The following is a 24,234-nucleotide window of genomic DNA, read 5'->3' as shown; positions in this document are numbered from 1 at the left end:
TATGAGCAAGCCGATACTGACGACGGAGGCCGGTGCGCCCGTCTTCGACAACCAGAACAGCGCGGCGGCCGGGGCCGGCGGCCCGCTGCTGCTCCAGGACCAGTACCTGATCGAGAAGTTGGCCCGGTTCAACCGCGAGCGCATCCCGGAGCGGGTGGTGCACGCGCGCGGGTCCGGCGCGTACGGCGTGTTCGAGGTGACCGAGGACGTCACCCGCTACACGCGCGCGCACTTCCTGGGCGAGGTCGGGCGGCGGACCGAGGTGTTCCAGCGCTTCTCGACCGTCGCGGGCAACCTGGGCGCGGGCGACGCGGTGCGCGATCCGCGCGGGTTCGCGGTGAAGTTCTATACCGAGGAGGGCAATTACGACCTCGTCGGCAACAACACGCCGGTGTTCTTCATCAAGGACCCGCTGAAGTTCCCGGACTTCATCCACTCGCAGAAGCGCGACCCGTACACGGGGACGACCGAGCCGGACAACGTCTGGGACTTCTGGTCGCACTCGCCGGAGGCCACCCACCAGGTCACGTGGCTGTTCGGCGACCGGGGCATCCCGGCGTCCTACCGGCACATGAACGGTTTCGGTTCGCACACCTACCAGTGGGTCAACGCCGAGGGCGAGGCGTTCTGGGTCAAGTACCACTTCACGACGAACCAGGGCATCCGCACGCTCACCAGCGCCGAGGGCGCCGAACTGGCGGGCGAGGACCCGGATTCGCATCAGCGCGACCTGCACCAGGCGATCGACCGGGGTGTCTTCCCGTCCTGGACGTTGTACGTCCAGGTGATGCCGGTCGCCGAGGCGCCGCGCTACCGGTTCAACCCGTTCGACCTGACCAAGGTGTGGCCGCACGCGGACCATCCGCTGCTCGAGGTCGGTCGGCTGACCCTGAACCGCAACCCGGAGAACGTGTTCGCGGACGTCGAGCAGGCCGCGTTCAGCCCGAACAACTTCGTGCCGGGGATCGGGCCGAGCCCGGACAAGATGCTCCAGGGCCGGCTGTTCGCCTACGCGGACGCGCACCGCTACCGCCTGGGCGTCAACCACACGCAGCTCGCGGTGAACGCGCCCAAGGCGACCGTGGCGGTCAACCACGGGCGGGACGGCGCGATGGCGACCAACACCGCCGGGCGGGCCCGGAATTACGAGCCGAACAGCTTCGGCGGTCCGTACCAGAGCGGCGAGCCGCTGTCCGCTCCGCTCGCGGTGACCGGCCACGCCGGCGCGCACGCGGCACCGGCGCACGCGAAGGACGACGACTTCTTCCAGGCGGGCGAGCTGTACCGGCTGATGTCCGACGCGGAACGGGCTCGGCTGGTCGAGAACATCGCGGGCAGCCTGGGCCAGGTCACCCGGGACGACATCGTGGATCGGGTGCTCCAGCACTTCCACGCGGCGGATCCGGAGTACGGAACGCGTGTGAAGCGGGCGGTCGCGGCGATGCGGGACGTCTGACCCCCGAGGCCGGCGGGTCCGGCCCCGGACGAGAGCCACCCGAAGCCCGATCGGGTCGGGTCGACGCGCGCGCCCGGATGTCCTCGGACGTCCGGGCGCGTGTTCGGCCGTTCGGGCGTATGCCGCGTGGGGCCGTGTGGCCCGGAAACCCAAGGGCAACCGTAGTTACATAGCCACTTCGACGCCTCTCCAGTCTCACCCGTTCGGGTAATGGCCGGCTGCCCTCGCACCGGCAACGATTGACCGCGAAGACCGGTTCATCCAGGGGAGGCGGAATCGTTGTCGATCGATGCTGGGGCCGATACGAACAGTGAGGCCCAGGACACGCAGGCTCGTTCGAGTCTTGCGACGGCGGCGGCGCGAAATCTCGCGACCACGACCAAGACCGTCCCGCAGATGCAGGACATCACGTCTCGGTGGCTGCTGAAGATGTTGCCGTGGGTCCAGGTGTCGGGTGGTACGTACCGGGTCAACCGGCGGTTGAGTTACCGGGTGGGCGACGGGCGGGTGCAGTTCGTCCAGACCGGATCGGAAGTCCGGGTGATTCCGGCGGAGTTGAGCGAACTGGCTCCGTTGCGCGGGTTCGAGGACGAGGAGGTGCTGCGCGCGCTGGCGGACCGCTTCGTGCGGCGGGAGTTCGCGGCGGGGGAGACGCTCGCCACGATCGGCGAGCCGAACGACCGGGTATTCCTGGTCGTGCACGGCAAGATCGGCAAGTTCGGGGTGGGACCGTACGGCGATCGCACTTCGCTCGGACTGCACGGCGACGGCGACCACTTCGGCGAGAAGATGCTCGTCGACCGAGAGTCGACCTGGGACTACACGGCCACGGCGGCCACCTCGGTGATCGTGCTCGAGATGCCGCGGGACGCGTTCGACGGGGTCCACGCCGACACGCTGCGCGATCACCTCGCGGACTACGTCGAGGGCAGCGGCCGGCCGCAGAACGCGAAGGGTGAGGCGGAGATCCCGATGTCCGCCGGCCACCATGGCGAGGCGGTGCTGCCGGGCAGCTTCGTGGACTACGAACTCAAGCCGCGCGAATACGAGTTGAGCGCGGCGCAGACGGTGCTGCGGGTGCACAGCCGGGTGGCCGATCTGTACAACCAGCCGATGGATCAGATCGAGCAGCAGTTGCGACTGACCATCGAGGCGCTGCGCGAGCGGCAGGAACACGAGCTGATCAACAACCGCGAGTTCGGCCTGCTGCACAACGCGGACTACGAGCAGCGCATCCAGGCCCAGGCGGGCCCGCCGACGCCGGACGACATGGACGAGCTGCTCAGCCGGCGGCGCGGCTCCCGGCTGTTCCTGGCCCACCCGCGCACGATCGCCGCGTTCGGCCGCGAATGCAGCCGGCTCGGCCTGTACCCGACCACGGTCGACGTGGGCGGCAACCAGATCCCGGCCTGGCGCGGGGTGCCGATCTTCCCGTGCAACAAGATCCCGATCTCCGAGGCGCGCACGAGTTCGATCCTGGTGCTGCGTACGGGTGAGGACGACCAGGGTGTGGTGGGCCTGCACCAGACCGGCCTGCCGGACGAGTACCAGCCCGGCCTGTCCGTGCGATTCATGGGCATCAACGAGCAGGCGCTGATCTCCTACCTGGTCACGGCGTACTACTCGGCGGCGATCCTGGTGCCCGACGCGCTCGGCGTCCTGGAGAACGTGGAGATCTCCCGAGTCGGGTGACAAAGGTCACGAGGGTCGGCAAATTGTGTCGGATGGGTCGTTTCCGGTTATAGGTCGGGCTGGACGTCGCGCGAACAACGGACGCGCGCGGTCGATCGTGACAGGAGACCCGAGACATGGGCATCGACGACAACATCCGCAACAAGGCCCAGGACGTCGGCGGCCAGGCCAAGGAGAAGGTCGGCGAGGCGACCGGAAACGAGGACCTGCGCGACGAGGGTCAGCAGGACCAGGGTTCGGCCAAGGCCAAGGAAGCCGTCACGAGCGCCAAGGACAAGGCCAACGAGGCGATCAACAAGATCAAGGGCTCCCTCAAACGCGACTGACCCACCCCCCCTCGTAAGCATCCCCGAGGCCCCCGGCGAGCGCTGGGGGCCTCGGGGCGTTTCGGGGGCGGATGGGCGTTACCTGGGCGCCTCGGGTTGCGCGGATGGGGCCTCATGCGCCGGCGGGCTGTTGGGTTGCTTGGTTGGCCTCAAACGCCGGCCGGGCTGGAGGGGTGCCTGGCCGGGTTGAAGGGTGGCCTCAAGCGCCGGCCGGGCTGGAGGGGTGCCTGGTCGGGCTTGATGGGGGCCTCGGACGTTGGCCGGGTTGAAGGTGGCCTCAAGCGCTGGCCGGGCTGGAGGGGTGCTTGGTCGGGCTTGATGGGGGCTCGGACGTTGGCCGGGTTGATGGTGGCCTCAAGCGCCGGCCGGGCTGGAGGGGTGCCTGGTCGGGCTTGATGGGGAGCTTTAGACGTTGGCCCGGTTGAAGGGTGGCCTCAAACGCCGGCCGGGCTGTTGTGGGGTGCCTGGGTGGGTTGGGGGGGGGTCTTGCGTGTCGGTCGGGTTGGGGAGTGCCGGGTGGGGTGGAGGGGCGGCTGGGGTCGGAGGCGGGGTCAGGCGGCCTTGGGGTGGATGGGGCCTGTGGCTGTGCGAAGGGGGAGGCCGGTGGCGGCGTGGTGGGTGGCTATGACCTCGGCGAAGATCGACAGGGCTGTCTCCTCCGGGGTTCGGGCGCCCAGGTCCAGGCCGATGGGGGAGTGGAGGGCGGCCAACTCCCGGTCGGTGAGGGTGGTTTCGCGGAGGCGGGCGAGGCGGGCCTCGTGGGTGCGGCGGGAGCCCATCGCGCCGACGTAGGCCAGGTCCAAGCGCAGCGCGAGGTCGAGGAGGGGGATGTCGAACTTCGGGTCGTGGGTGAGCACCGTGACCACCGTGCGTCGGTCCAGGGACGGAGCGATCGAGGCCAGGTGGCGGTGCGGCCAGTCCACGACGACCTCGTCCGCCTCCGGGAAGCGCCGTCGCGTCGCGAACACCTCGCGGGCGTCGCACACCGTCACGTGGTAGCCGAGCAGCTTGCCCATCCGGGCCACCGCCGCCGCGAAGTCGATCGCGCCGTAGACCAGGAGACGGGGCGGCGGGGTGCGGCTCTCGACGAAGACGGTGATGTCGTCCGGGCCCGCCTCCGGGCACGGGCGGCCGTCCGGACGCAGCGTCGACAAGCCGGTGCGGCCCGCGTTCAGCATGGCCCGGGCCGTGTCGATCACCGACGCGTCCAGCGCGGGATCGGCGCCGTACGTACCGATCACCTCCGCGTCGGCGATCACCGTGATCACCGCGCCGAGCAGCTCGGCAGGCCCGGCCACGACCTGGGCCGCGGCGACCGGGACGTCCCGCTCGGCCGCGGCCAACGCCGCCTCCACGGCGGCGTCGCCGCCGGGTCGAACGAACACGTCCAGCACTCCGCCACAGGTGAGCCCCACGGCGAAGGCGTCCTCGTCGCTGTAGCCGAAGCGCTGGAGCACCGGGGTTCCGCTCTCCAGCGCCTCGCGGCACAGCTCGTACACCGCACCCTCCACACACCCGCCCGAGACGCTGCCGACGACCGTGCCGTCGGCGGCCACCGCGAGCGCCGCACCCGGGGGGCGGGGCGCGCTCCCGCTGACGCCGACCACGGTGGCCAGGGCGTATGGCGTTCCCGCACGTCGCCATGCCGCGATTTCGGTCCCGAGGTCGAGCATCGACGTCTCCTGGGGTGTGGGTGGCGCGGTCGGTGCGTCAGCTGACGCCCAACCACTCCTTGATCGGATGCAGGGCGAAGAACACGAGGAATGCCAGGGTGAGGACCCACATCAGCGGGCCGATGTCGCGGAACTTGCCCTGGGCGGCCTTGATCAGGGTGTAGACGATCACGCCGGCGCCGACGCCCGCGGTGATCGAGTACGTGAACGGCATCAGCACGATGGTCAGGAACGCCGGGATCGCCGCCGCCTTGTCGTCCCAGTCGATGTGCTTGACCTGGGTGATCATCATCGAGCCGATCACCACGAGGGCCGCGGCCGCGACCTGGTCCGGGACCACGCCGGCGATCGGCGTGAAGAACAACATCAGGCCGAAGATGCCGCCGGTGACCACGCTGGACAGACCCGTGCGCGCGCCGTCGCCGACGCCGGTGGCCGACTCGATGAACACCGTCTGACCGGACGAGCTGGTCACGCCACCGATGACGCCCCCCGCGCCGTCGATGGCCAGGGCCTTGGACAGGCCGGGCATCCGACCCTTGTCGTCCACGAGCTTGGCCTCGTTGCCGATCCCGATGATGGTCGCCATCGCGTCGAAGAAGCCCGCGAACACCAGGGTGAACACCAGGACGGAGGCGGTGATCCCGCCGGCCTCGGCGAAGCCGCCGAACACGCTCACATCACCGAACAGCCCGAAGTCGGGCGAGTCGACCACCTTGTCCGGCAGGTTCGGGACGCCGCCGCCCCAGGTCTTGTCGGATATGTCGACGACCGCGTTGACCACCATCGCCAGCAGCGTGCCGAACACCAGGCCGATCAGGATCGCGCCGCGGATGTTGCGGGCCATCAGCAGGAAGATGCTGATCACCGTGACCGCGAAGATCAGTACCGGCCAGCCGGCCAGCTCCCCGGCCGGGCCGAGCGTGACCGGCGGTCCGCCCGGCGCGGCGTTCTCGGTGACCACGCCGGCCTTGTTCAGGCCGATCATCGCGATGAACAGCCCGATGCCGATGGTGATCGCGTGCTTGAGCGCCATCGGGATGGCGTTCATGATCCGCTCGCGCAGACCCGAGACGACCATCAACATGATGATCAGGCCGTAGATGACGCACAGGCCCATCGCCTGCGGCCAGGTCATCTCGGCGGCCACCTGATTGCCCACCACGCCGGCCACCGACAGACCCGCGGCGAGCGCGAGCGGCACGTTGCCGATCAGGCCCATCGCGACCGTGGTGATGAACGCCGCCAGCGCGGTCATCGTGGTGATCTGCGCGGGGTCGAGTTGATGCCCCTTGACGTCCTTGCCACCGAGCAGAATCGGGTTGAGCAGCAGGATGTATGCCATCGCCATGAAGGTGGTGAGGCCGCCGCGCAGTTCGCGGCCCACCGAGCTGCCGCGCGCGCTGATCCTGAAGTACTTGTCCAATGCGCCCGAGCCGGCCGAGCCGGACGGGGGCGACGGGTCGCCGGTGAGGATCGTCCCGGATCCGTGTGGCGGATGCGGGGGATTTTCGCCGGGTTCCGTCGGAACCGAGGTCTGAGCCACTTCCCACTCCCAAGTGTCTTAGGTGTTGTTGGGGTGGAGCCGGTCGCCGCGTCGGGGCTGCCCGAGTGCTTCGGGCAGGCGAGCGCGACGACTTTTCTGCGTGGGGGCGCGTCCGTTCGACGACACGGCGATCGGCCGTGCGGAGTCGGGCCGGTCCGGCCCCGGGGGAGGCGTCTGCGCCGCCGCCGGGGCCGTACAAGGTCTTGAAACCAGAACTGACGGTGTCTCAGGTCCCGGTGAGATGTTCCGGCCGAACCGGTACCCGGTTCAGCGCGAGGCCGGTCGCCGCGCGGATCGCCGCGACGATCGCCGGTGTCGAGGAGAGGGTGGGTGCCTCGCCGGCCCCGCGCAGCCCGTACGGCGCGTGGGGGTCGGCCAGTTCGAGTACGTCCACCGGCATCGGCGGAGTGTCGAGAATGGTGGGGATCAGGTAGTCCGTGAACGAGGGGTTGCGGACCTTGCCGTCCCTGACGATGATCTCCTCCATCACCGCCAGGCCCAATCCCTGGGTGCTGCCGCCGTGGATCTGGCCGACCACGGCGAGCGGGTTGATCGCCTTGCCGACGTCCTGAGCCGCGGCCAGCTCGATCACCTTGACCAGACCCAGTTCCACGTCCACGTCCACCACCGCGCGGTGCGCACAGAAGGTGTACTGGACGTGCCCGAAGCCCTGCCCGGTGACCTTGTCGAACGCCTCGGTCGGGCGGTGGTGGAACACGGTGGTCTCGTCCACCGGCTCGTCGCCGAGCAGTTCGACCAGGTCGGCGACGACCTCGCCGGCGGCGTTGACCACCTTGCCGCCGGACAGCCGCAGGCCCGCCGTGGACGCGGGCGCCCAGCCGTACCGAGCCCGACCGCGGGCGAGCACCGCGGCGCGCACCGTCTCGGCCGCCAGCTTGACCGCGCCGCCGGTCATGTACGTCTGCCGGGACGCGGACGTCGAACCCGCCGAGCCCACCCGGGTGTCCGCCGGCGCGATGGTCACCTGGTCCACGCCCAGCTCGGTGCGCACGATCTGCGCGTGCACGGTGACCCCGCCCTGGCCGACCTCGGCCATCGCGGTGTGCACCAGCGCGACCGGCACGCCGTTGATCACCTCCAACCGGACCCGGGCCGTCGAGTAGTCGTCGAAGCCCTCGGAGAAGCCGACGTTCTTGATGCCGACCGCGTAGCCGACCCCGCGCACCACGCCCTCGCCGTGGGTGGTGTTGGACAGTCCGCCGGGCAGCTCGCGCACATCCGGGCCGTCGGCCGTACGCCAGTTCTCCACCTCCGGCAGCGGCATCTCCTTGACCCGCCGGAGCAGATCGGCGACCGGCGCGGGGGCGTCCACGGTCTGCCCGGTGGGCAGCACCGAGCCCTGCTCCATCGCGTTCATCCGGCGCAACTCGACCGGATCCAGGCCCAGTTCCTCGGCCAGCCGGTCCATCTGCGTCTCGTAGCCGAAGCACATCTGCACCGCGCCGAATCCGCGCATCGCGCCACACGGCGGGTTGTTGGTGTACACCGCCATCGAGTCGACGACCGCGTTGGGGATCACGTACGGCCCGATGCCCAGCGAGGCCGCGTTGCCGACCACGGCGGGTGAGGCGGACGCGTAGGCGCCGCCGTCCAGGACGATCTCGGCCTTGACGAAGACCAGCCTGCCGTCCCGGGTGGCGCCGTGCTCGAACACCATCGTCGCCGGATGGCGGTGCACGTGGCCGAAGAAGGACTCCTCGCGGTTGTACACGATCTTGACCGGCTTGCCGGTGTGCTGCGCGAGCAGGCACGCGTGCACCTGCATCGAGATGTCCTCGCGCCCGCCGAACGCGCCGCCGACGCCGGCCAGGGTGAGCCTGACCTTCTCCGGCGGCAGGCCCAGCACCGGGCACATCTGCTGCTGGTCCACGTGCAGCCACTGGGTGGCGACGTACAGGTCGATGCCGCCGTCCTCGGCGGGCACCGCGAGACCGGACTCCGGACCCAGGAACGCCTGGTCCTGCATGCCGACCTCGTACTCGCCGCGCACGATCACGTCGGCGAGCGCGCGCACCTCGGCCGAATCGCCGTCGCCGTGGTGGATGTGCTGGCTGTGCACGATGTTGCCGAAGGCGTGCGCCTTGTAGTCGGCCGGTGCGTGAACATAGCCGAACCGTTCCGGATCCAGCGCCTCGACCGGGCCGATCGAGGGCAGCACGTCGTACTCGACCACGATCTTGGCGACCGCTCGGCGCGCGGTCTCGGGGTGGTCGGCCGCGACGATCACGATCGGCTCGCCGTGGAAGCGCACCTCGTCGATCGCCAGCACGGGCTGGTCCTGGATCTCCAGGCCGTAGTACTTGGCGCCGGGGATGTCCTCGTGCGTGAGCACCGCGTACACGCCCGGCTGGGCGAGTGCGCCGGACACGTCCACCGACAGGATCCGGGCCCGGGCGTGCGGACTGCGCAGGGCCATGCCCCACAACATGTCCTCGTGCCACAGGTCCGAGGAGTAGGCGAAGTCGCCCTTGACCTTGAGGATGCCGTCCGGGCGCAGCGGCGAGGCGCCGATGCCGTCCCGGCCGGGCGCGGTCACGTCCTGGAGGTTCTTCGGCTTGGTCAGACCGGCCATGGCTCAGCCCTCCGGTACGGCCGAGGCCGCGTCGCGGGCGTCGGCCTTGCGGGCGGCGGCGAGGCGGACCGCGTCCATGATTTTCTCGTAGCCCGTACAGCGGCACAGGTTGCCCGAGAGCGCCTCGCGGATCTCCGCGTCGGAGGGGCGGTGCGCCCGGTTCAGCAGGTCGTGCGTCTGCACCAGCAACCCCGGCGTACAGAATCCGCACTGCACGGCGCCCGCGTCCACGAACGCCTGCTGGACCGGGTCCAGGGTGTCGCCGTCGGCCAGGCCCTCGACGGTGCCGACCTCGCGGCCCTGCACCTGGCCGGCCGCGACCAGACACGAACAGACCGGGTCGCCGTCGAGATAGACCGTGCAGGAGCCGCATTCGCCCTGTTCGCACGCGTTCTTCGAGCCGGGCAGGCCGACCCGTTCGCGCAGCACGTACAGCAGGCTCTCGCCCTCCCATACGTCGTCCGCCTCGGTCCGGCGGCCGTTCACGGTGAATGTGACCTTCATGCGGCGGCCCTCCCGGTGGTGCGGTGGTCGTTCCAGGTCCAGATCAGCGTGCGCCGGGCCATCACGGCCAGCGCGTGTCGCCGGTACGCGGCCGAACCGCGCACGTCGTCGATCGGCGCCGCGGCCCGCGCGACCAGTTCGCCGAAGCGCTTGGCGGTGGCCACGGGCAGCTCGGCGCCGGAGGTCCACAGACCGGTGTCCTCGAGCTCGGCGCGGATGAACGCCTCGGCCTCGGTCGCCCGCCGCGGGGTGGGTGCGGCCGAGCCGATCCCGGTGCGTACGTCGCGGGCCGGCGGATGCAGCGCGACCGCGAACGAGCAGACCGCGATGACCATCGCGTTGCGGGTGCCGATCTTGGCGAACTGCTGCGGCCCGGTCGCGGACGGGATGTGGATCGCCCGGATCAGTTCGTCCGGCTCCAGCGCGTTGCGCTTGACCCCGAGATAGAAGTCGTCGATCGGGATCAGCCGGGTGCCGCGTACCGAGGCCGCCTCGACGGTCGCCCCGGACGCGAGCAGCGGCGGGTGCGCGTCGCCCGCGGGCGACGCGCCACCGAGGTTGCCGCCGACCGAGCCCCGGTTGCGGATCTGTGGTGACCCGACCGTGCGCGCGCCCAGCGACAGGCCCGGAAGCCGGTCGTGCAGCGAGTCGATGATCTTCGCGTACGGCACGGAGGCACCGAGACGCACGGTGTCGTCGTCCTCGATCTGCCAGGTGTGCAGCTCGTGGATACGGTTGAGATCCAACAGGGCTTCCGGACGATGCCGATCGAAGTTCAGTTCGACCATCACGTCGGTGCCACCGGCGATCGGGACCGCGGACGGGTGCTGCGCCTTGACGGCGAGCGCCTCCTCCCACGTCGCGGGCCGCAGGAATTCCATGACGGGTGTCTCCTTCTGCCTTGCGTATGGCCCTACCGTCCTTGTACCCGTCGCGGGGGGCGCTTCGCTTCGGGTTGTGTGGATCGGAGGGTGCGCACCAGTACACCGAGACGAGGGTCACTGTGAGTACCCACCAAAGACATGACCCAGGCGTGTCAAGCGGGTGTCGTTCCCGTACTTTTCTCCAAGTGTTCGTCCGGTCGTCGAACCGGTATGACGGATCCGCCGCGTGTGCCGAGGCCACGCAGGCTCGATCGAGAGGGGGCCGTCGATGCGATTGCGCGCGCTTCTCGGCGACGGAATAGCCGGTACCGGCATACCCGGGATCCGGCTGTTGGTGGGGCAAGGGGAGCTGGACCGGGCGGTGCGGGCCGTGATGACCACGGACCTGCACGACCCCAGCCGGTACCTGACGGCCGGCGCCCTGGTGCTGACCGGCATGGGCTGGCGCTCGGGTCCGGAGGACTCGGAGCGCTTCGTCCGGGTGCTGACCGGTGGCGGGGCCACCGCGCTGGCCGCCGGGCAGGCCGAGATCGGCGACATCCCGGCGGATCTGGTGCAGGCCTGCGAGCGGCACCACCTGCCGTTGTTCGCGGTCGAGGAGGAGCTCTCCTTCGCGCATCTGACCGAGTTCGTGATCCGCCGGATCTCCGCCGAGCGGGCCGGCGACCTGACCGCGGTGGTCGACCGGCACCGGCGCCTGGTCCAGGCCGCTGCCGGCGGCGCGGGGCTGGACGGGGTGCTCGGGCTGATCGCGGCCGATATCGACATCCACTGCTGGGTGCTCTCGCTGACCGGGCGCCAGGCCGCCGCCGGCGGGCCGGAACTGGCGCCGGAGCTGCGGGTCAAGATGGCTCGCGCGCACTTCGCCGCCCGCGAGCGCAGGGCCAGGGTGCCGTTCCGCTATCGCGTGGACGGGCGCTCGTTCTCGCTGCTTCCGGTGCCCGAGGCGGGCGGCTCGGCCGACCCGGACGCGTGGGGCGACTGGTTCCTCGCGGTCGAGGACGACGTCACCGACTGGCCGGACCGCCACCAGACGCTGCTGGGCGAGCTGGTCCGGCTGGTGTCGGTGGGTCGGGATCGGGTCGAGGATCAGCGTCGGCGTACCCGGCGGTTGTCCGAGGACGTGCTCAACCTGCTCGCGGCCGGTGCCGATCCGGTCGAGGTGGCCGCGCGGCTGCGGGTCGCCGAACCGGACGACTCCGGCGAGACCTGCTGGCAGTTCGCCACCGCCACCATCCCGGACCTGCCCTCGCGCGACGCGCGGCGGCTGGCCCGGGTGCTGCTGGAGGAGGCGTTGGCGGATCAACCGAGCGCCGCCCTGGTGTCGGCGACCGGGCCGGGCGCGGTGGCGCTGATCCCCGGCGAGCCTCCGCAGGACCAGGAGGGCGGCGAACCCGACCCCACCACGCGGCTGCTGCGCGAGCGGCTGGCCGCGCTGGAGGGGCCGATCGCGAGCGGCGTACGGGTGCACATCGGGGTGAGCGCGCGGGTGGCCCGCGCCGACGGGCTGCGCGGCGCACTGGAGGAGGCCTGGCACGCGGGCCGGATCGCGGCCACCAGGTCCGGTCGGGTCGAGGTGGTCGGGCATGCCGAACTCGCGTCGCACGTCGCGCTGTTGGCGGCGGTGCCGGAGGACGTGCGGCGGGCGTTCCGCGGGCGCCTGCTGGAACCGCTGCGCGCGTACGACGCGAGCCATCAGGCCGATCTGGTCGGCACGTTGGAGGTGTTCCTGGACTGCGACGGGTCCTGGACGCGGTGCGCGGCGCGGTTGCACGTACACGTGAACACGCTGCGCTATCGGATCGGCCGGATCGAGGAGTTGACCGGGCGTCAGTTGGCCCGGCTGGAGGACAAGGTGGACTTCTTCCTGGCGCTCAAGCTGCGCTGAGCGGGTCCGGGACACCGCCGAGTGCCGGCGAGGGGCCGCGGAGGGGCGCGCGGCGCGCCCTCGACAGGCTGCGACGCGACCGCGCGGAGGCGACCGCGCGGCCGGTGTGCGTCGCGGTGGGTCAGCCGAAGGACACGCCCGACGTGACCGGGGTGACCGTGCCGGTGATCGCCCTGGCCCCGGGCGAGGACAGGAACGCGACCGCGTCCGCGATGTCCTCGGGCAGGGTGATCCGGCGCAGCGCCGACGACTTGGTCATCTCGGCGCGCACCTCGGCCTCGGGTACCTGTCGGCGGGCCGCGATGTCGGCGATGTACGCGGCCAGTTTGGCGTTCTCGGTGTAGCCCGCGACCACCACGTTCACCCGCACGCCGTCCGGCCCGACCTCCTTGGCCAGCACACCGGAGGCGACCTCCATCGCGGCCTTGGTCGCCGCGTACGCGCCCAGGTTCACCAGCTTCGCGCGCGGCGCCTCCGAGCTGATCTGCACGATCGAGCCGCCGCCGACCGCGCGCATGTACGGCAGCGCGGCGCGCGAGACGGCCAGTACGCCCAGCACATTGATCTCGAACGCCCGCCGGAACTCCGCCGGATCCAGGTCCTCCAGCCGCCCCGAGGGGTTGTAGGTGGCGACGTTGACCACCACGTCGACCCGGCCCAACTCCCGGGCCGCGGTGTCCACCAGCGCCCGGCACTCGGCCTGGTCGGCCAGATCGGTGGGTATCGCGAGCACCCGACGGCCGGTCAGCCCGCCGATCTCCTCGGCGAGTCGGCGCAGCGGCTCGGGTCGGCGCGCGGCCAGCGCCAGATCCGCGCCGTCCCGGGCCAGGGCGAGCGCGCAGGCGCGCCCGATGCCGTCGCCGGCTCCCGCGACGATTGCGACCCGTGCGTCCGGTTCCTCCGCCATCGATACCTCCGTGACGTGCCAAAACTTCGTAACTCGCCACCCGTCCTATCGCACGGTGCTTTCCATCGCCATGATCATCCGGTTGGGTTACTGTGCGCGGCCGTCCGCCGCCGAAGAGTCAACCCGGCAAGCCGTACCGACACCACCGGAGGCACCGATGCCCACCGTCGTACTGATCGGAACGCTCGACACCAAGGGATCCGAATACGCGTGGCTGGCCTACCGGCTGCGGGCCCGGGGAGCCGAGGTGGTCCTGATGAACGTGGGTGTGCTGGGCGAGTCGCTCGCCCAGGCCGACGTGCAGGCATCGGACGTCGCGGCGGCGGCCGGCACCGATCTGGCCGACCTGCGCACCCGCGCGGACCGGGGCGCGGCCACCGCCGCGATGGCCGAGGGCGCCGCGTCCATCCTGCGCGAGCTGTTCGACCAGGGCCGGGTGGACGGTGTGCTCGCGATGGGTGGCTCGGGCGGGTCGGCGATCGCCTCCTACGCGATGCGCGCGCTGCCGGTCGGTGTGCCCAAGCTGCTGGTCTCCACGATGGCCGCGGGCGACGTGTCGCCCTACGTCGGCGCGGTGGACGTCACGATGATGTACAGCGTCGTGGACATCGCCGGGATAAACCGGCTCTCCGAGCGGATCCTGGGCAACGCGGCGGACGCGATCGCGGGCATGGCGGGCGGCTACGCGGAGGATCGCGCGGCGGTCGCGGGGGTGAGCGGCGAGGGCCGTCCGCTGGTCGCGGCGTCGATGTTCGGGGTGACCACGCCGGCCGTGGACGCCGCGCGCGAGCGGCTCACCGAGTTGGGCTACGAGGTGCTGGTCTTCCACGCCACCGGCGCCGGCGGCACCTCGATGGAGAACCTGGCCGAGGCGGGCTTCCTGGCCGGGATCCTCGACCTGACCACCACCGAGCTGGCCGACGACCTGGTCGGCGGGGTGCTGAGCGCGGGCCCCGAACGGCTGACCGCGGCCGGGCGGATGGGGCTGCCGCAGGTGGTCAGCGTGGGTGCGCTGGACATGGTCAACTTCGGCCCGCGCGATACCGTGCCCGAGCGGTTCGAGGAGCGGAAGCTGTACGTGCACAACCCGACCGTGACGCTGATGCGCACCACGCCGGCGGAGAACGCCGAGCTGGGTCGGCGGATCGCCGCGAAACTGATCGCCGCGACCGGTCCCACCGCCCTCTACCTGCCGCTGCGCGGGGTCTCGGCGATCGACGTCGAGGGCGCGCCCTTCTACGATTCCGTCGCCGACAAGGCGCTGTTCGACGAGTTGCGGTCCGGACTCGCGGGCAGTGCCGTCGAGTTGCACGAGGCGGCGACGGACATCAACGATCCGGCGTTCGCCACGGCGGCGGCGGATCGACTGCACGAGATGATCACGAAGGGACGTGTGGACTGAGATGGACGGACGCGAGGCGCGGGGCCGACTGCACAGGACGGTCGAGCAGGGCGGCGTCGTGATCGGCGCGGGCGCGGGCACCGGATTGTCGGCCAAGTGCGCCGAGGCCGGCGGCGTGGACCTGATCATCATCTACAACTCCGGCCGTTACCGGATGGCCGGACGCGGTTCGCTGGCCGGGCTGCTGCCCTACGGCGACGCCAACGCGATCGTGGTCGAGATGGCCGGCGAGGTGCTGCCGGTGGTGCGGAGTACTCCGGTGCTGGCCGGGGTGTGCGGCACGGATCCGTTCCGGATCATGCCGCACTTCCTGGACCAACTCGCCGCGATGGGCTTCGCGGGCGTGCAGAACTTCCCCACGGTCGGCCTGTTCGACGGTGTCTTCCGGCAGAACCTGGAGGAGACCGGCATGGGCTACGACCTGGAGGTGGAGATGATCCGGCTGGCCGCCGAGCGCGGCCTGCTCACCGCGCCCTACGTCTTCGATCCGGAGCAGGCCCGCGCGATGGCCGCGGCCGGCGCGGACGTCCTGGTCCCGCACCTGGGGCTGACCACCAAGGGCAGCATCGGCGCGAGCACCGCGGTCTCGCTCGACGAGGCGGTGGAGCGGGTGCAGCGGATGCGCGACGCGGCGGCGGAGGTGAACCCGGACGTGCTGGTGTTGTGCCACGGCGGGCCGATCGCCGAGCCCGAGGACGCCGCGTACGTGCTGGCGCACACCACCGGCGTGGTGGGCTTCTTCGGCGCCTCCAGCATGGAACGGCTGCCGACCGAGACGGCCATCACCGAGCAGGCGCGGGCGTTCAAGGCCATCGGAGCCCGGTAGGCACCGCGCCGTACGAATCCGGGCATCTCGTGCCGGACGCAGGGCGGTACCGGCGGGACGCACCGGGCGTGCCACGTCGGAGGCAGGACGCACAGGGCACCACCAGCAGGACACATCCACCACGACCACGAGGAGTCGCGTGTGTACAAGCTGACCGTGCTGTATGGCCACCCCGAGGACCCGGCGGCGTTCGACGCCTATTACTGGGAGAAGCACGTCCCGCTCGCCCGCACGATGCCGGGATTGACCGGCTGGACCATCGGCAAGTGCGATCCGGACCCCTCCGGCGCGCAGCCGCCCTATTACCTGGTGGTCGGGTTGTACGCGCCGACCCGCGCGGGTATCGAGGCAACCCTGGATTCGCCCGAGGGCCGGGCCACGGTGGCCGACGTCGCCAATTTCGCGACCGGCGGCGCGACGTTCCTTTGGGACGTGGAGCGGGTAGTCGTACCAGTGGAGCTGCCCGCGACGGAATAGCCCGACGGTGCCGCACGGGTGACCACGCGGCCGCGCACCGTGGACGCCGGCGCCGTGAGCTGCGAGGATGGCGACATATCGGGCAAATCGGTGTTATTCCTGCCTATGGGGCACCTCACAAAGCACCCGAAATGTTTGCCAACCCGGCGGCCCGGTGCGTAGCTTCGTGGTTGTTCGCACAAGCGGACTCCCCGGGCGGTACGCCGAATCCTGCCGCCGCCCGAGGGAAGCAGTCGATATCGACTGGCGGCAGGAGCGGGGGAACCAAGTGAGTGCCGGCATCGGCAATGTCGATGTCGTGGGGTGAAGCCATGCCTGTTTTCAGGCGAGGCCGGGCCAATCGTCCGAACCCGACAGCTAACTTCGTAGGCGCCCGACGAGGTAATCAATGACCTTCCGTGCCATCACCGCTCCCGTTCGCTCGCTCTCTCGTGGCCGTCGCGCCGGCATCGCCGTCGCCGCCGGTGCGGGTCTCGTCCTTCCCCTCGTGGGCATGGCGGGCAGCGCGAACGCGGCGTCCTCGTCCACGTGGGACGCGGTCGCGCAGTGCGAGAGCACCGGGAATTGGAGCATCAACACGGGCAACGGTTTCTCCGGCGGTCTGCAGTTCACCCCGAGCACCTGGAACGCCTTCGGCGGCGGCGAGTACGCGGCCGGCGCCGCGCAGGCGAGCAAGGCACAGCAGATCGCGGTCGCCGAGCGCGTGCTGGCCGCGCAGGGCCCCGGCGCCTGGCCGGTCTGCTCGCAGAAGGCCGGTCTGGCCAAGGGCGGCAACGCGTCCGCCACGGCCGAGTCCTCGACCACCGGCAAGACCAAGGCCCAGGACGAGCCGAAGGCCGCGGCCAAGGCCGAGTCGGCGACCGAGACCGCACCGCGCAACTCCGGCGCCGACGCGCCGAAGGTCCAGGTGCAGCCGAAGCAGGACGTCGCCGCGCAGGACGCGTCGAAGTCGGCCGCGAGCAAGCAGGCTTCGGGCTCCGGCAGCTACACCGTCAAGGCCGGTGACACGCTCTCCTCCGTCGCCGCCAAGCTCGGCGTCAAGGGTGGCTACCAGGCCCTGTACACCGCCAACTCGGGTGTCATCGGTGACAACCCGAACGTGATCAGCGTGGGCACCAAGCTCGCCGTCTGACGCACGAACGGCAACACGTGGGCCCCGTCGAGGACTTCGGCGGGGCCCACGCCCATGTCCGGTCGGTGGTGACCGAAATGGAACGCCGTGTGGCCGTGTTGCCGTTCGCTTCGTCGATCGATCAGGCCCGGCTGGGGAGTTCGGTGGCTCCTGCGGACCGGGTGGGGGCGGGGATCGCCGGTTCGTCGGCCGCTTCGCGGGACGCGGATCCGGTGTGGTTGAGCAGCAGGTTGAGGACGACCGCGATGATCGAGCCGGCCGAGATGCCGGACTCGGCGATCATCGCGACCTTGTCCGGGAACGCGTGGTAGAAGTCCGGGAACGCGATCGGGAAGACGCCGAAGGCCAGGGCCACCGCCACGATCAGCGCGTTGGGGCCGGCGTCGAGGTCGGCCTTGCCCAGGGTGCGGATGCCGGCCACCGCGACGGTGCCGAACAGCACCACGCCGGCGCCGCCGAGGACCGGCTGCGGGACGAGCGCGACCAGGCCGCCGACGATCGGCATCAGGCCCATCAGGACCAGGAATCCGCCGCACACCGCGACCACGAACCGGCTGCGGATCCGGGTCAGCGCGACCAGGCCGATGTTCTGCGCGAAGGCCGTGCACGCGAAGCCGTTGAACACCCCGCCGAGCGCGGTGGCCAGGCCGTCGGCGCGCAGACCGCCGGCTATCGTGCGATCGTCGGCGGGTTTGTCCACCACCTCGCCCAGCGCGATGATGTCGGCCGTCGACTCGGTCATGCAGACGATCATCACCACGAGCATGGACACGGTCACCGACACGTCGAACTGCGGCGCGCCGAACGCGAACGGCTGTGGGACCTCGAAGACGGCCAGGTCGCCCAGGGCGCCGCCGTCCACCTTGTCGAACGGGATGGCCAGCAGGGTGCCGAAGAGCAGGCCGAGCAGGATCGCGACGCGCTGCAGGAAGCCGGTCAGCACCCGGTGCAGGACCAGGATCGCGACCAGCGTGGCGGCGGCGAGCCCGAGGTTGGTCGTCGAGCCGTAGTCGGCCGCCTTGCTGTCGCCGCCCTGCGACCAGTTCCCGGCGACCGGCAGCAGGGACACCCCGATCAGGGTGATCACCGTGCCGCTGACCACCGGCGGGAAGAAGCGGATCAGTCGACAGAAGACCGGCGCGAGCAGGAAACAGAACACGCCCGAGACGATCGTCGCGCCGAAGATCACCGGCAGTGTCGCGTCCTGCTTGGCCGCGGCCACCGCCAGGATCGGCGAGACCACCGCGAAGGTGACGCCGTTGACGAACGGCAGTCGTGAGCCGATCCGCCAGAAGCCGAGCGTCTGCAGCAGCGTGGCGAGCCCGGCGATCAGCAGGCTCGCCCCCAGCAGCGTGGTCAGCTCCGCGGTGGACAGGCCCAGCGCCCCGCCGATGATCAGCGGTGGCGCGGCGACTCCGGCGTACATCGTGGCCACGTGTTGCAGGGCGCCGGCCAGCATGCGCCCCGGCGGCAGCACCTCGTCCACGGGGTGCACGGGCGACGCCCCGGCCCCCGGTGACGCCCCGTCGGCGGCATCGCCCGGCGATCCCGCCGCGCCCGCGGTCTTCCTGGTGGTTCTCCAGCCCATGATCGGCGCCTCCACATCGGGTGCCGTCGTAGGACGGCCCGGCCCATTGGACGTACTGGATCGCAGGATCGGGCAGTGGGAGTGGATGCGGATCCGGGGCGTTCCCCTGCCGATTATTTCGCTATACGGAATCAATATTCCGTTGATCAGAAGGAGACTGTAGGGACGGGCCGGATCGGCGGTCAATAGGCACAGACGTCGGCGGTTCGGGCCGGTCACATCTTGTGGCTTCCTCCAAACGCGGCGTCGATCTCCGGAAGGCGGCCGGGTCGCATTTTCAACTTATTCGGGCAAAACGTACCAGCGACGATAAGATTGCGTTTGAAATGCCCTTGCGGCGTTAAATTCTTTTGACATAGGTTCTTCTGACCGTGGTTCCTGCTTTCTCCTGAGAGGGTTCCATGTCGAACATGACCCGCGTAGCCGTCCGTACCGCCGTAGACCACCCGCTGTGGCCCGTGCTCAAGGAAGCCGTCGCCGACCTGCGTCCGTTGCAGGCCAAGGACGGTTCGATCGAGCCGTCCGAGCACGCGTCCGCCCGCGCCCTGGTCGCCGACATCACGTCGGCGGTCACCGGGCTCGCACCGCTGTTCCCGCACGACGAGGCGTACCTGGAAGCGGTCGTCGCCGACTTCGCCCGCTGGGCGGCGGACGGCTTCGGCCGTCCCGACTTCCTGGACTCGCTCGTCGCGTTCCGCCCGGAGCAGGCTCGGCACGACGGTCTGGAGCACCTCGTGGTGTTCCCGATGACCACCCAGAACGGCAATCCCAACCGCAACGTCGAGGCCGTGCTGCTGCGGGTGGTGTGGCCGCAGTGGCTGGCCGCGCTGGAGGCCGAGCGCTACGACAACGCGATGTTCGTGCCGATCGCGTTCGTCGACTTCACCGCCGGCTACGACACCGACTCGGCGGTGCTCTTCCCGGAGACGGTGGCCGTGCGCGAGGTGCCCAGGTTCACCTGGGGCGGCATCTTCTGCGACCGCGAGGCGGCCCGCTTCCGCCGGGTCGCGGTTGCCGCCGCGCACAGCCTCGATCTCGAACTTCCCTCGGACGCGGCCGAGTTGGTGGAGAACCAGCAGCTCGCGCAGGACGCCTTCGTGTTGTGGGACCTGATCCACGACCGCACCCACATGCGCGGCCACATGCCGTTCGACCCGTTCATGATCAAGCAGCGGATGCCGTTCTGGATGTACGCGCTGGAGGAACTGCGCTGCGACCTGACCGCGTTCCGCGAGGCGGTCGCGCTGGCCGGCGAGGGCGTGTCGACCGCGCGTTCGGTGCAGTACGCGGTGATCTTCGACCGGCTGTTCCGCTTCCCGGTCACCGGGGGCCGGGTGCGCAACTACGACGGTCTGGGCGGACAACTGCTGTTCGCCTACCTGCACCGCGCGGGTGTGCTCGAGTGGGCGGACAACCGGCTGACGGTGGACTGGGACCGGATCACCGAAGCGGTGCTCGGGCTGTACGAAGAGGTGGACCGGCTCTACCGCGAGGGTGTGGACCGGCCGAAGGTCGGCCACTGGCTGGCCGGCTACGCGCTGGTCGCCAAGTACGTTTCCCCGCATCCCGGTTCGGTGTGGGCCAAGGGCGCTGCCGCGCTGCCGATGGACGGGCCGCCGAAGGCGCTCGTGGACGCGGTGTTGCCCGACGAGTTCCCGCTGAGCATGTTCTACGAGGCGCTGAACCGGCGGCTGCGCGACGTGATCGCGTCCACCCGCGGGATCACCGCGGACAGCCCGGTGGAGCGCCTGACGGAGGACGAGGACGCGGCCGAGGCGTCGTGAACCCCGCGGCGGGGATCCGTGATGAGCGGCTCGGTGACACCGGGGCGAACAGTGGACAGTGAACGGCAGGGTGAACGAGGAGTGGGCGTGACGAAGGGTCTCGACGGCGCGGTGATCGCGGTCGCCGGCGCGGGTGGGCCGACCGGACGGGCCGTGCTCGCGCGGCTGGCCGGCGCCGGGGCGCACGTGTACGGCGCGGACGCGGACGCCGGGCGATTGCACGAGAGTGTGGAGGCCGCGCCCGGCACGCACGGCGCGGTGGTGGACCTGCTCGACCCGGCCGCCACGCGCCGGTGGGCGGACGACGTCGAGCGCGAGCACGGGCGGGTGGACGGCCTGGTGCACCTGGTCGGGGGGTGGCGCGGCGGAAAGCGGTTCGCCGACAACTCGCTCGAGGACTGGACGCTGCTGCACGACCTGCTCGTGCGTACCGTGCAACACACCAGCCTGGCCTTCCACGAAGCACTCGCGCGCAGCCCGCGCGGGCGGTTCGTGCTGGTCTCGGCCGCTGCGGCCGGGCAGCCCACCCAGGGCAACGCGGGCTACGCGGCGGCCAAGGCGGCCGCGGAGACCTGGACGCTCGCGCTGGCCGACGCGTTCGCCGAGTCCGACGCGGCGGCCACCATCCTGGTGGTCAAGGCGCTCGTGAACGACGCGATGCGGCAGGCTCGACCCAACGCCAAGTTCGCCGGATTCACCGACGTGGCCGATCTCGCCGTCGAGATCGCCGGACTGTGGAGCACCCCGGCCATCGATCTGAACGGGAAACGACTGTGCCTGAACATCCCCTGACTCCGCGTCACGACCCCGACACGCGTGGCTTCGCCAGCGACAACTACGCGGGCATCCACCCCGAGGTGCTGGCCGCGATCGGCATTGCCAACGGGGGTCACCAGGTCTCGTACGGCGAGGATGTCTACACCGAGCACCTCACCGAGGTCTTTCGCGCGCATTTCGGCGAACGGGCCCAGGTGTTCCCGGTGTTCAACGGCACCGGCGCCAACGTGGTCGGTCTCCAGGCGATGACCGACCGCTGGGAGTCGGTGATCTGCGCCGCGTCCGCGCACATCAACGTGGACGAGTGCGGTGCGCCGGAGAAGGTGGCCGGTCTCAAGCTGCTCGCCGTGGACACGCCGGACGGCAAGCTCACCCCCGAACTCGTGGACACCCAGGCGTGGGGCTGGGGCGACCAGCACCGTGCGCAACCGCGGGTGGTCTCCTTCGCGGAGAGCACCGAACTGGGCACGGTCTACACGCCGGACGAGATCGCCGCGCTGGTCGCGCACGCGCACGAGCACGGCATGCTCGCGCACCTGGACGGCTCGCGGCTGGCCAACGCCGCCGCCGCGCTGGACGTGCCGCTGCGCGCGCTGAGCACGGATGTCGGCGTGGACGTGCTGTCCTTCGGCGGCACCAAGAGCGGCCTGATGTTCGGCGAGGCCGTGGTCGTGCTCAACCCCGACGCGGCGCGCGGCGTCGGGTACCTGCGCAAGGCCGCGATGCAACTCGGGTCGAAGATGCGGTTCATGTCGGTGCAGTTCGAGGCGCTGCTCGCGGGCGACCTGTGGCTGCGCAACGCACGGCACTCGAACGCGATGGCCGCCCTGCTCGCCGAGCGGGTCGCCGACCTCGACGGCGTGACGCTGACCCGCACGCCGCAGGCGAACGCGGTGTTCGCGGTGCTGCCGGCGGATGTCACCGAGCGGATGCAGAAGCGGTTCCGGTTCTACACGTGGGACGAGTCGATCGGTGAGGTGCGCTGGATGACGGCGTTCGACACCACCGAGGGCGACGTCGACGCGTTCGCGACCGCGCTCGCCGAGGAGTTGGGCGCGCGGTAGGCGAGCCGCGCGAAGGAACGGCGGGTCGGGGCTTTCGAGCCCCGGCCCGCTTTTCGTGTGCGGACCCGCTGACCAGGCCGGGTCGAAGTCGTCCGCGAGGGTGTCCGGAGCCGTCAGCGATGATGTCCAGCTATCAAGCGTAACAAACGTGATTGCCCATAACGTTGGAGAATGCCCGTAATAGGCTGTGGCCGCGCCGCCGCGAGGCGCTCGGCGCGGTGTGGATGGTCCATCGTTGTCGTTCCGAGTCGTCCGAGTCGTTCGACGGGGAGAACCGATGATGAGCATCCGAAAGCCCTACCTCAGCGGCCACTTCGCACCCGTGGTCGACGAGATCACCGGGTACGATCTCGCGGTGCGGGGCACGCTTCCACCGGAGTTGAACGGCCGGTACATCCGCAACGGGCACAACCCCAGGCCCGGTGACGTGCCCGGCCACTGGTTCCGCGGCAGCGGCATGCTGCACGGGATACGGCTGCGCGAGGGGCGCGCCGAGTGGTACCGCAACCGCTGGGTGCGTACTCCCGCGCCGGCCGGCGCGCCGCTCGTGCGCGAGGACGGCACCGCGGACCCGACCGCGAGCATCGCCGGCACCCACATCGTCGAGCACGGCGGCCGGTTGCTCGCGCTCCAGGAGGGCAACCTCCCGTTCGAGGTCACCCGCGAGTTGCACACGGTCGGCCCGTACGACTTCGCCGGTCGGCTGACCACCGGAATGACCGCGCACCCGAAGCGGGATCCGGTCACCGGCGAGTTGCACTTCTTCGGCTGCTCGCCGTTCCCGCCGTACCTGACCTACTACGTCGCGTCGGCACCGGGGCGGATCACCCGGGCCGAGGTGATCCCCGGCGCGGGACCCTCGTTCATGCACGACTTCGGTCTGACGGAGCATCACGTGGTCTGGCTGGACCTGCCGGTGGTGTTCAACCCGGCCGAGCGCTCCGGCATCCCGTACCGCTGGAGCGACTCGTACGCGCCGCGGATCGGCGTGCTGCCGCGCACCGGGCCGGCCGCGGTGACCTGGTTCGACGTGCGGGCCGGCGCGCTGTTGCACGTGGAGAACGCGTACCAGGACGCGCGCGGGCGGATCGTGCTCGAAGGGCCACGATTCGACCGGTCCTCGTGGGAGAGCAGTTGGAAGTGGTGGGTGGGCGCGCCCGGGCACCCGGACACGCCGCTGATCGGCGCGGTCCGGCACCGCTGGATCCTGGACCCGGTCTCGGGGGTGTCCGGCGAGGAGGAACTCGACGAACTGGTCACCGACTTCCCGACCATCGACGCCCGCAGGCTGGGCCGCCCGCATCGCTTCGGCTACGCGATCGCCTTTCCCGGCGGCGGACTGCACGAGCACGCGATCGTCAAATACGACGGGGCCACCGGGGAGCGGCGGATCGCCGGCCTGGGGCCCGACCGGATGCCCGGCGAGGCGGTGTTCGTACCCGCCGAGGACGGCACCGCCGAGGACGACGGGTACCTGCTCACGATGGTCGGCGATCTGTCCGGGCACGCCTCGGAATTGCTGGTGCTGGACGCGAGGGACATCACCGCGGCACCGCTCGCGGTCGTGCGACTGCCGCGCCGAGTCCCGGCCGGCATGCACGGTTCGTGGTTCCCCGATCACACCTGACACCCGGCCCGCGCCGCGAGGAGCCGGGCGCCGGTGCGCGCTGGGCGCGACGCACCTGCGGGCTTGATCGGCGTGCCCTACAGTCCGA

At 70.7% G+C, this 24,234-nt stretch carries 19 protein-coding genes and 1 riboswitch; of the genes, 12 read left to right on the top strand and 7 right to left on the bottom strand.

The genetic code is table 11. The features are described from left to right. Window position 1: 1 nt before the first annotated feature. The 3 genes from OG948_RS07815 to OG948_RS07805 all read left to right on the top strand — a co-directional run bounded on the left by OG948_RS07815 (window position 2) and on the right by OG948_RS07805 (window position 3,474). Window positions 2-1,456: a catalase gene (locus tag OG948_RS07815; RefSeq protein WP_406294936.1), complete on the top strand. Its 1,455-nt coding sequence runs from the start codon at window positions 2-4 to the stop codon at window positions 1,454-1,456. Window positions 1,457-1,735: 279 nt separating this feature from the next. Beyond that, on the top strand, window positions 1,736-3,148 hold the full coding sequence (locus OG948_RS07810) for a family 2B encapsulin nanocompartment shell protein (protein WP_406294934.1): 1,413 nt from the start codon (window positions 1,736-1,738) through the stop codon (window positions 3,146-3,148). Window positions 3,149-3,264: 116 nt separating this feature from the next. After that, window positions 3,265-3,474 (top strand): CsbD family protein, encoded by a 210-nt coding sequence (locus OG948_RS07805; RefSeq protein ID WP_395863587.1) that lies wholly within the window; start codon window positions 3,265-3,267, stop codon window positions 3,472-3,474. Window positions 3,475-4,025: 551 nt separating this feature from the next. On the opposite strand, the gene OG948_RS07800 is transcribed toward OG948_RS07805, so the two are convergent. From OG948_RS07800 to OG948_RS07780, 5 genes are all read right to left on the bottom strand, one after another. Beyond that, on the bottom strand, window positions 4,026-5,147 hold the full coding sequence (locus OG948_RS07800) for an XdhC family protein (protein ID WP_406294932.1): 1,122 nt from the start codon (window positions 5,145-5,147) through the stop codon (window positions 4,026-4,028). A gap of 37 nt (window positions 5,148-5,184) precedes the next feature. Then, a complete protein-coding gene (locus tag OG948_RS07795; protein WP_406300198.1) occupies window positions 5,185-6,624 on the bottom strand; it encodes an NCS2 family permease in 1,440 nt (479 codons plus the stop codon). Window positions 6,625-6,919: 295 nt separating this feature from the next. Continuing rightward, window positions 6,920-9,286 (bottom strand): xanthine dehydrogenase subunit D, encoded by a 2,367-nt coding sequence (pucD, locus tag OG948_RS07790; protein ID WP_406294930.1) that lies wholly within the window; start codon window positions 9,284-9,286, stop codon window positions 6,920-6,922. Between the two features lie 3 nt (window positions 9,287-9,289). Next, entirely contained in the window at window positions 9,290-9,790 is a 501-nt protein-coding gene (locus tag OG948_RS07785) for a (2Fe-2S)-binding protein (RefSeq protein ID WP_406294928.1), read from the bottom strand. Next, window positions 9,787-10,671 carry an FAD binding domain-containing protein gene (locus OG948_RS07780; protein ID WP_406294927.1) on the bottom strand — a complete coding sequence of 295 codons (885 nt, stop codon included), beginning with the start codon at window positions 10,669-10,671 and terminating at the stop codon, window positions 9,787-9,789. The genes OG948_RS07785 and OG948_RS07780 overlap by 4 nt, the downstream gene beginning before the upstream one ends. A gap of 271 nt (window positions 10,672-10,942) precedes the next feature. Here OG948_RS07780 and OG948_RS07775 point away from each other — a divergent pair, with 271 nt between their 5' ends. Then, the gene (locus OG948_RS07775) at window positions 10,943-12,562 is read left to right on the top strand and encodes a PucR family transcriptional regulator (protein ID WP_406294925.1); all 1,620 of its coding nucleotides are present in this window, start codon (window positions 10,943-10,945) and stop codon (window positions 12,560-12,562) included. Window positions 12,563-12,683: 121 nt separating this feature from the next. Here the strand turns inward: OG948_RS07775 and OG948_RS07770 are convergent, their stop codons facing one another. Continuing rightward, complete coding sequence (locus OG948_RS07770) at window positions 12,684-13,469, bottom strand: SDR family NAD(P)-dependent oxidoreductase (RefSeq protein WP_406294923.1); 786 nt, start codon at window positions 13,467-13,469, stop codon at window positions 12,684-12,686. Between the two features lie 157 nt (window positions 13,470-13,626). Between OG948_RS07770 and OG948_RS07765 the strand changes: the two genes are divergently transcribed. From OG948_RS07765 to OG948_RS07750, 4 genes are all read left to right on the top strand, one after another. Further along, entirely contained in the window at window positions 13,627-14,871 is a 1,245-nt protein-coding gene (locus tag OG948_RS07765; RefSeq protein ID WP_395863608.1) for a Tm-1-like ATP-binding domain-containing protein, read from the top strand. A 1-nt stretch (window position 14,872) separates the two neighbouring features. Continuing rightward, window positions 14,873-15,697: a phosphoenolpyruvate hydrolase family protein gene (locus OG948_RS07760; protein WP_406294921.1), complete on the top strand. Its 825-nt coding sequence runs from the start codon at window positions 14,873-14,875 to the stop codon at window positions 15,695-15,697. Between the two features lie 141 nt (window positions 15,698-15,838). Next, window positions 15,839-16,174: an EthD family reductase gene (locus OG948_RS07755; protein ID WP_406294919.1), complete on the top strand. Its 336-nt coding sequence runs from the start codon at window positions 15,839-15,841 to the stop codon at window positions 16,172-16,174. Window positions 16,175-16,370: 196 nt separating this feature from the next. Then, a riboswitch (cyclic di-AMP (ydaO/yuaA leader) is annotated at window positions 16,371-16,562 on the top strand. After that, window positions 16,563-17,306 carry a transglycosylase family protein gene (locus OG948_RS07750; protein ID WP_406294917.1) on the top strand — a complete coding sequence of 248 codons (744 nt, stop codon included), beginning with the start codon at window positions 16,563-16,565 and terminating at the stop codon, window positions 17,304-17,306. Window positions 17,307-17,427: 121 nt separating this feature from the next. Here OG948_RS07750 and OG948_RS07745 read toward each other — a convergent pair whose 3' ends face one another. Beyond that, window positions 17,428-18,894 carry a nucleobase:cation symporter-2 family protein gene (locus OG948_RS07745; protein WP_406294915.1) on the bottom strand — a complete coding sequence of 489 codons (1,467 nt, stop codon included), beginning with the start codon at window positions 18,892-18,894 and terminating at the stop codon, window positions 17,428-17,430. Between the two features lie 401 nt (window positions 18,895-19,295). Here OG948_RS07745 and OG948_RS07740 point away from each other — a divergent pair, with 401 nt between their 5' ends. From OG948_RS07740 to OG948_RS07725, 4 genes are all read left to right on the top strand, one after another. After that, window positions 19,296-20,678 carry a DUF6421 family protein gene (locus OG948_RS07740; protein ID WP_406294913.1) on the top strand — a complete coding sequence of 461 codons (1,383 nt, stop codon included), beginning with the start codon at window positions 19,296-19,298 and terminating at the stop codon, window positions 20,676-20,678. 21 nt (window positions 20,679-20,699) lie between these two features. Continuing rightward, window positions 20,700-21,470 carry an SDR family NAD(P)-dependent oxidoreductase gene (locus tag OG948_RS07735; RefSeq protein WP_406294912.1) on the top strand — a complete coding sequence of 257 codons (771 nt, stop codon included), beginning with the start codon at window positions 20,700-20,702 and terminating at the stop codon, window positions 21,468-21,470. Beyond that, window positions 21,452-22,519, top strand: a complete 1,068-nt coding sequence (locus tag OG948_RS07730) for a threonine aldolase family protein (protein ID WP_406294910.1) — start codon at window positions 21,452-21,454, stop codon at window positions 22,517-22,519. The genes OG948_RS07735 and OG948_RS07730 overlap by 19 nt, the downstream gene beginning before the upstream one ends. A gap of 277 nt (window positions 22,520-22,796) precedes the next feature. After that, entirely contained in the window at window positions 22,797-24,146 is a 1,350-nt protein-coding gene (locus tag OG948_RS07725; protein ID WP_406294909.1) for a carotenoid oxygenase family protein, read from the top strand. Window positions 24,147-24,234: the final 88 nt, after the last annotated feature.

This window comes from Embleya sp. NBC_00888, assembly GCF_045207655.1.
Taxonomy (GTDB): Bacteria; Actinomycetota; Actinomycetes; order Streptomycetales; family Streptomycetaceae; genus Embleya.
Note: the sequence above shows the minus strand (reverse complement) of the source record. Positions and strands in the feature narration are given on the sequence as shown.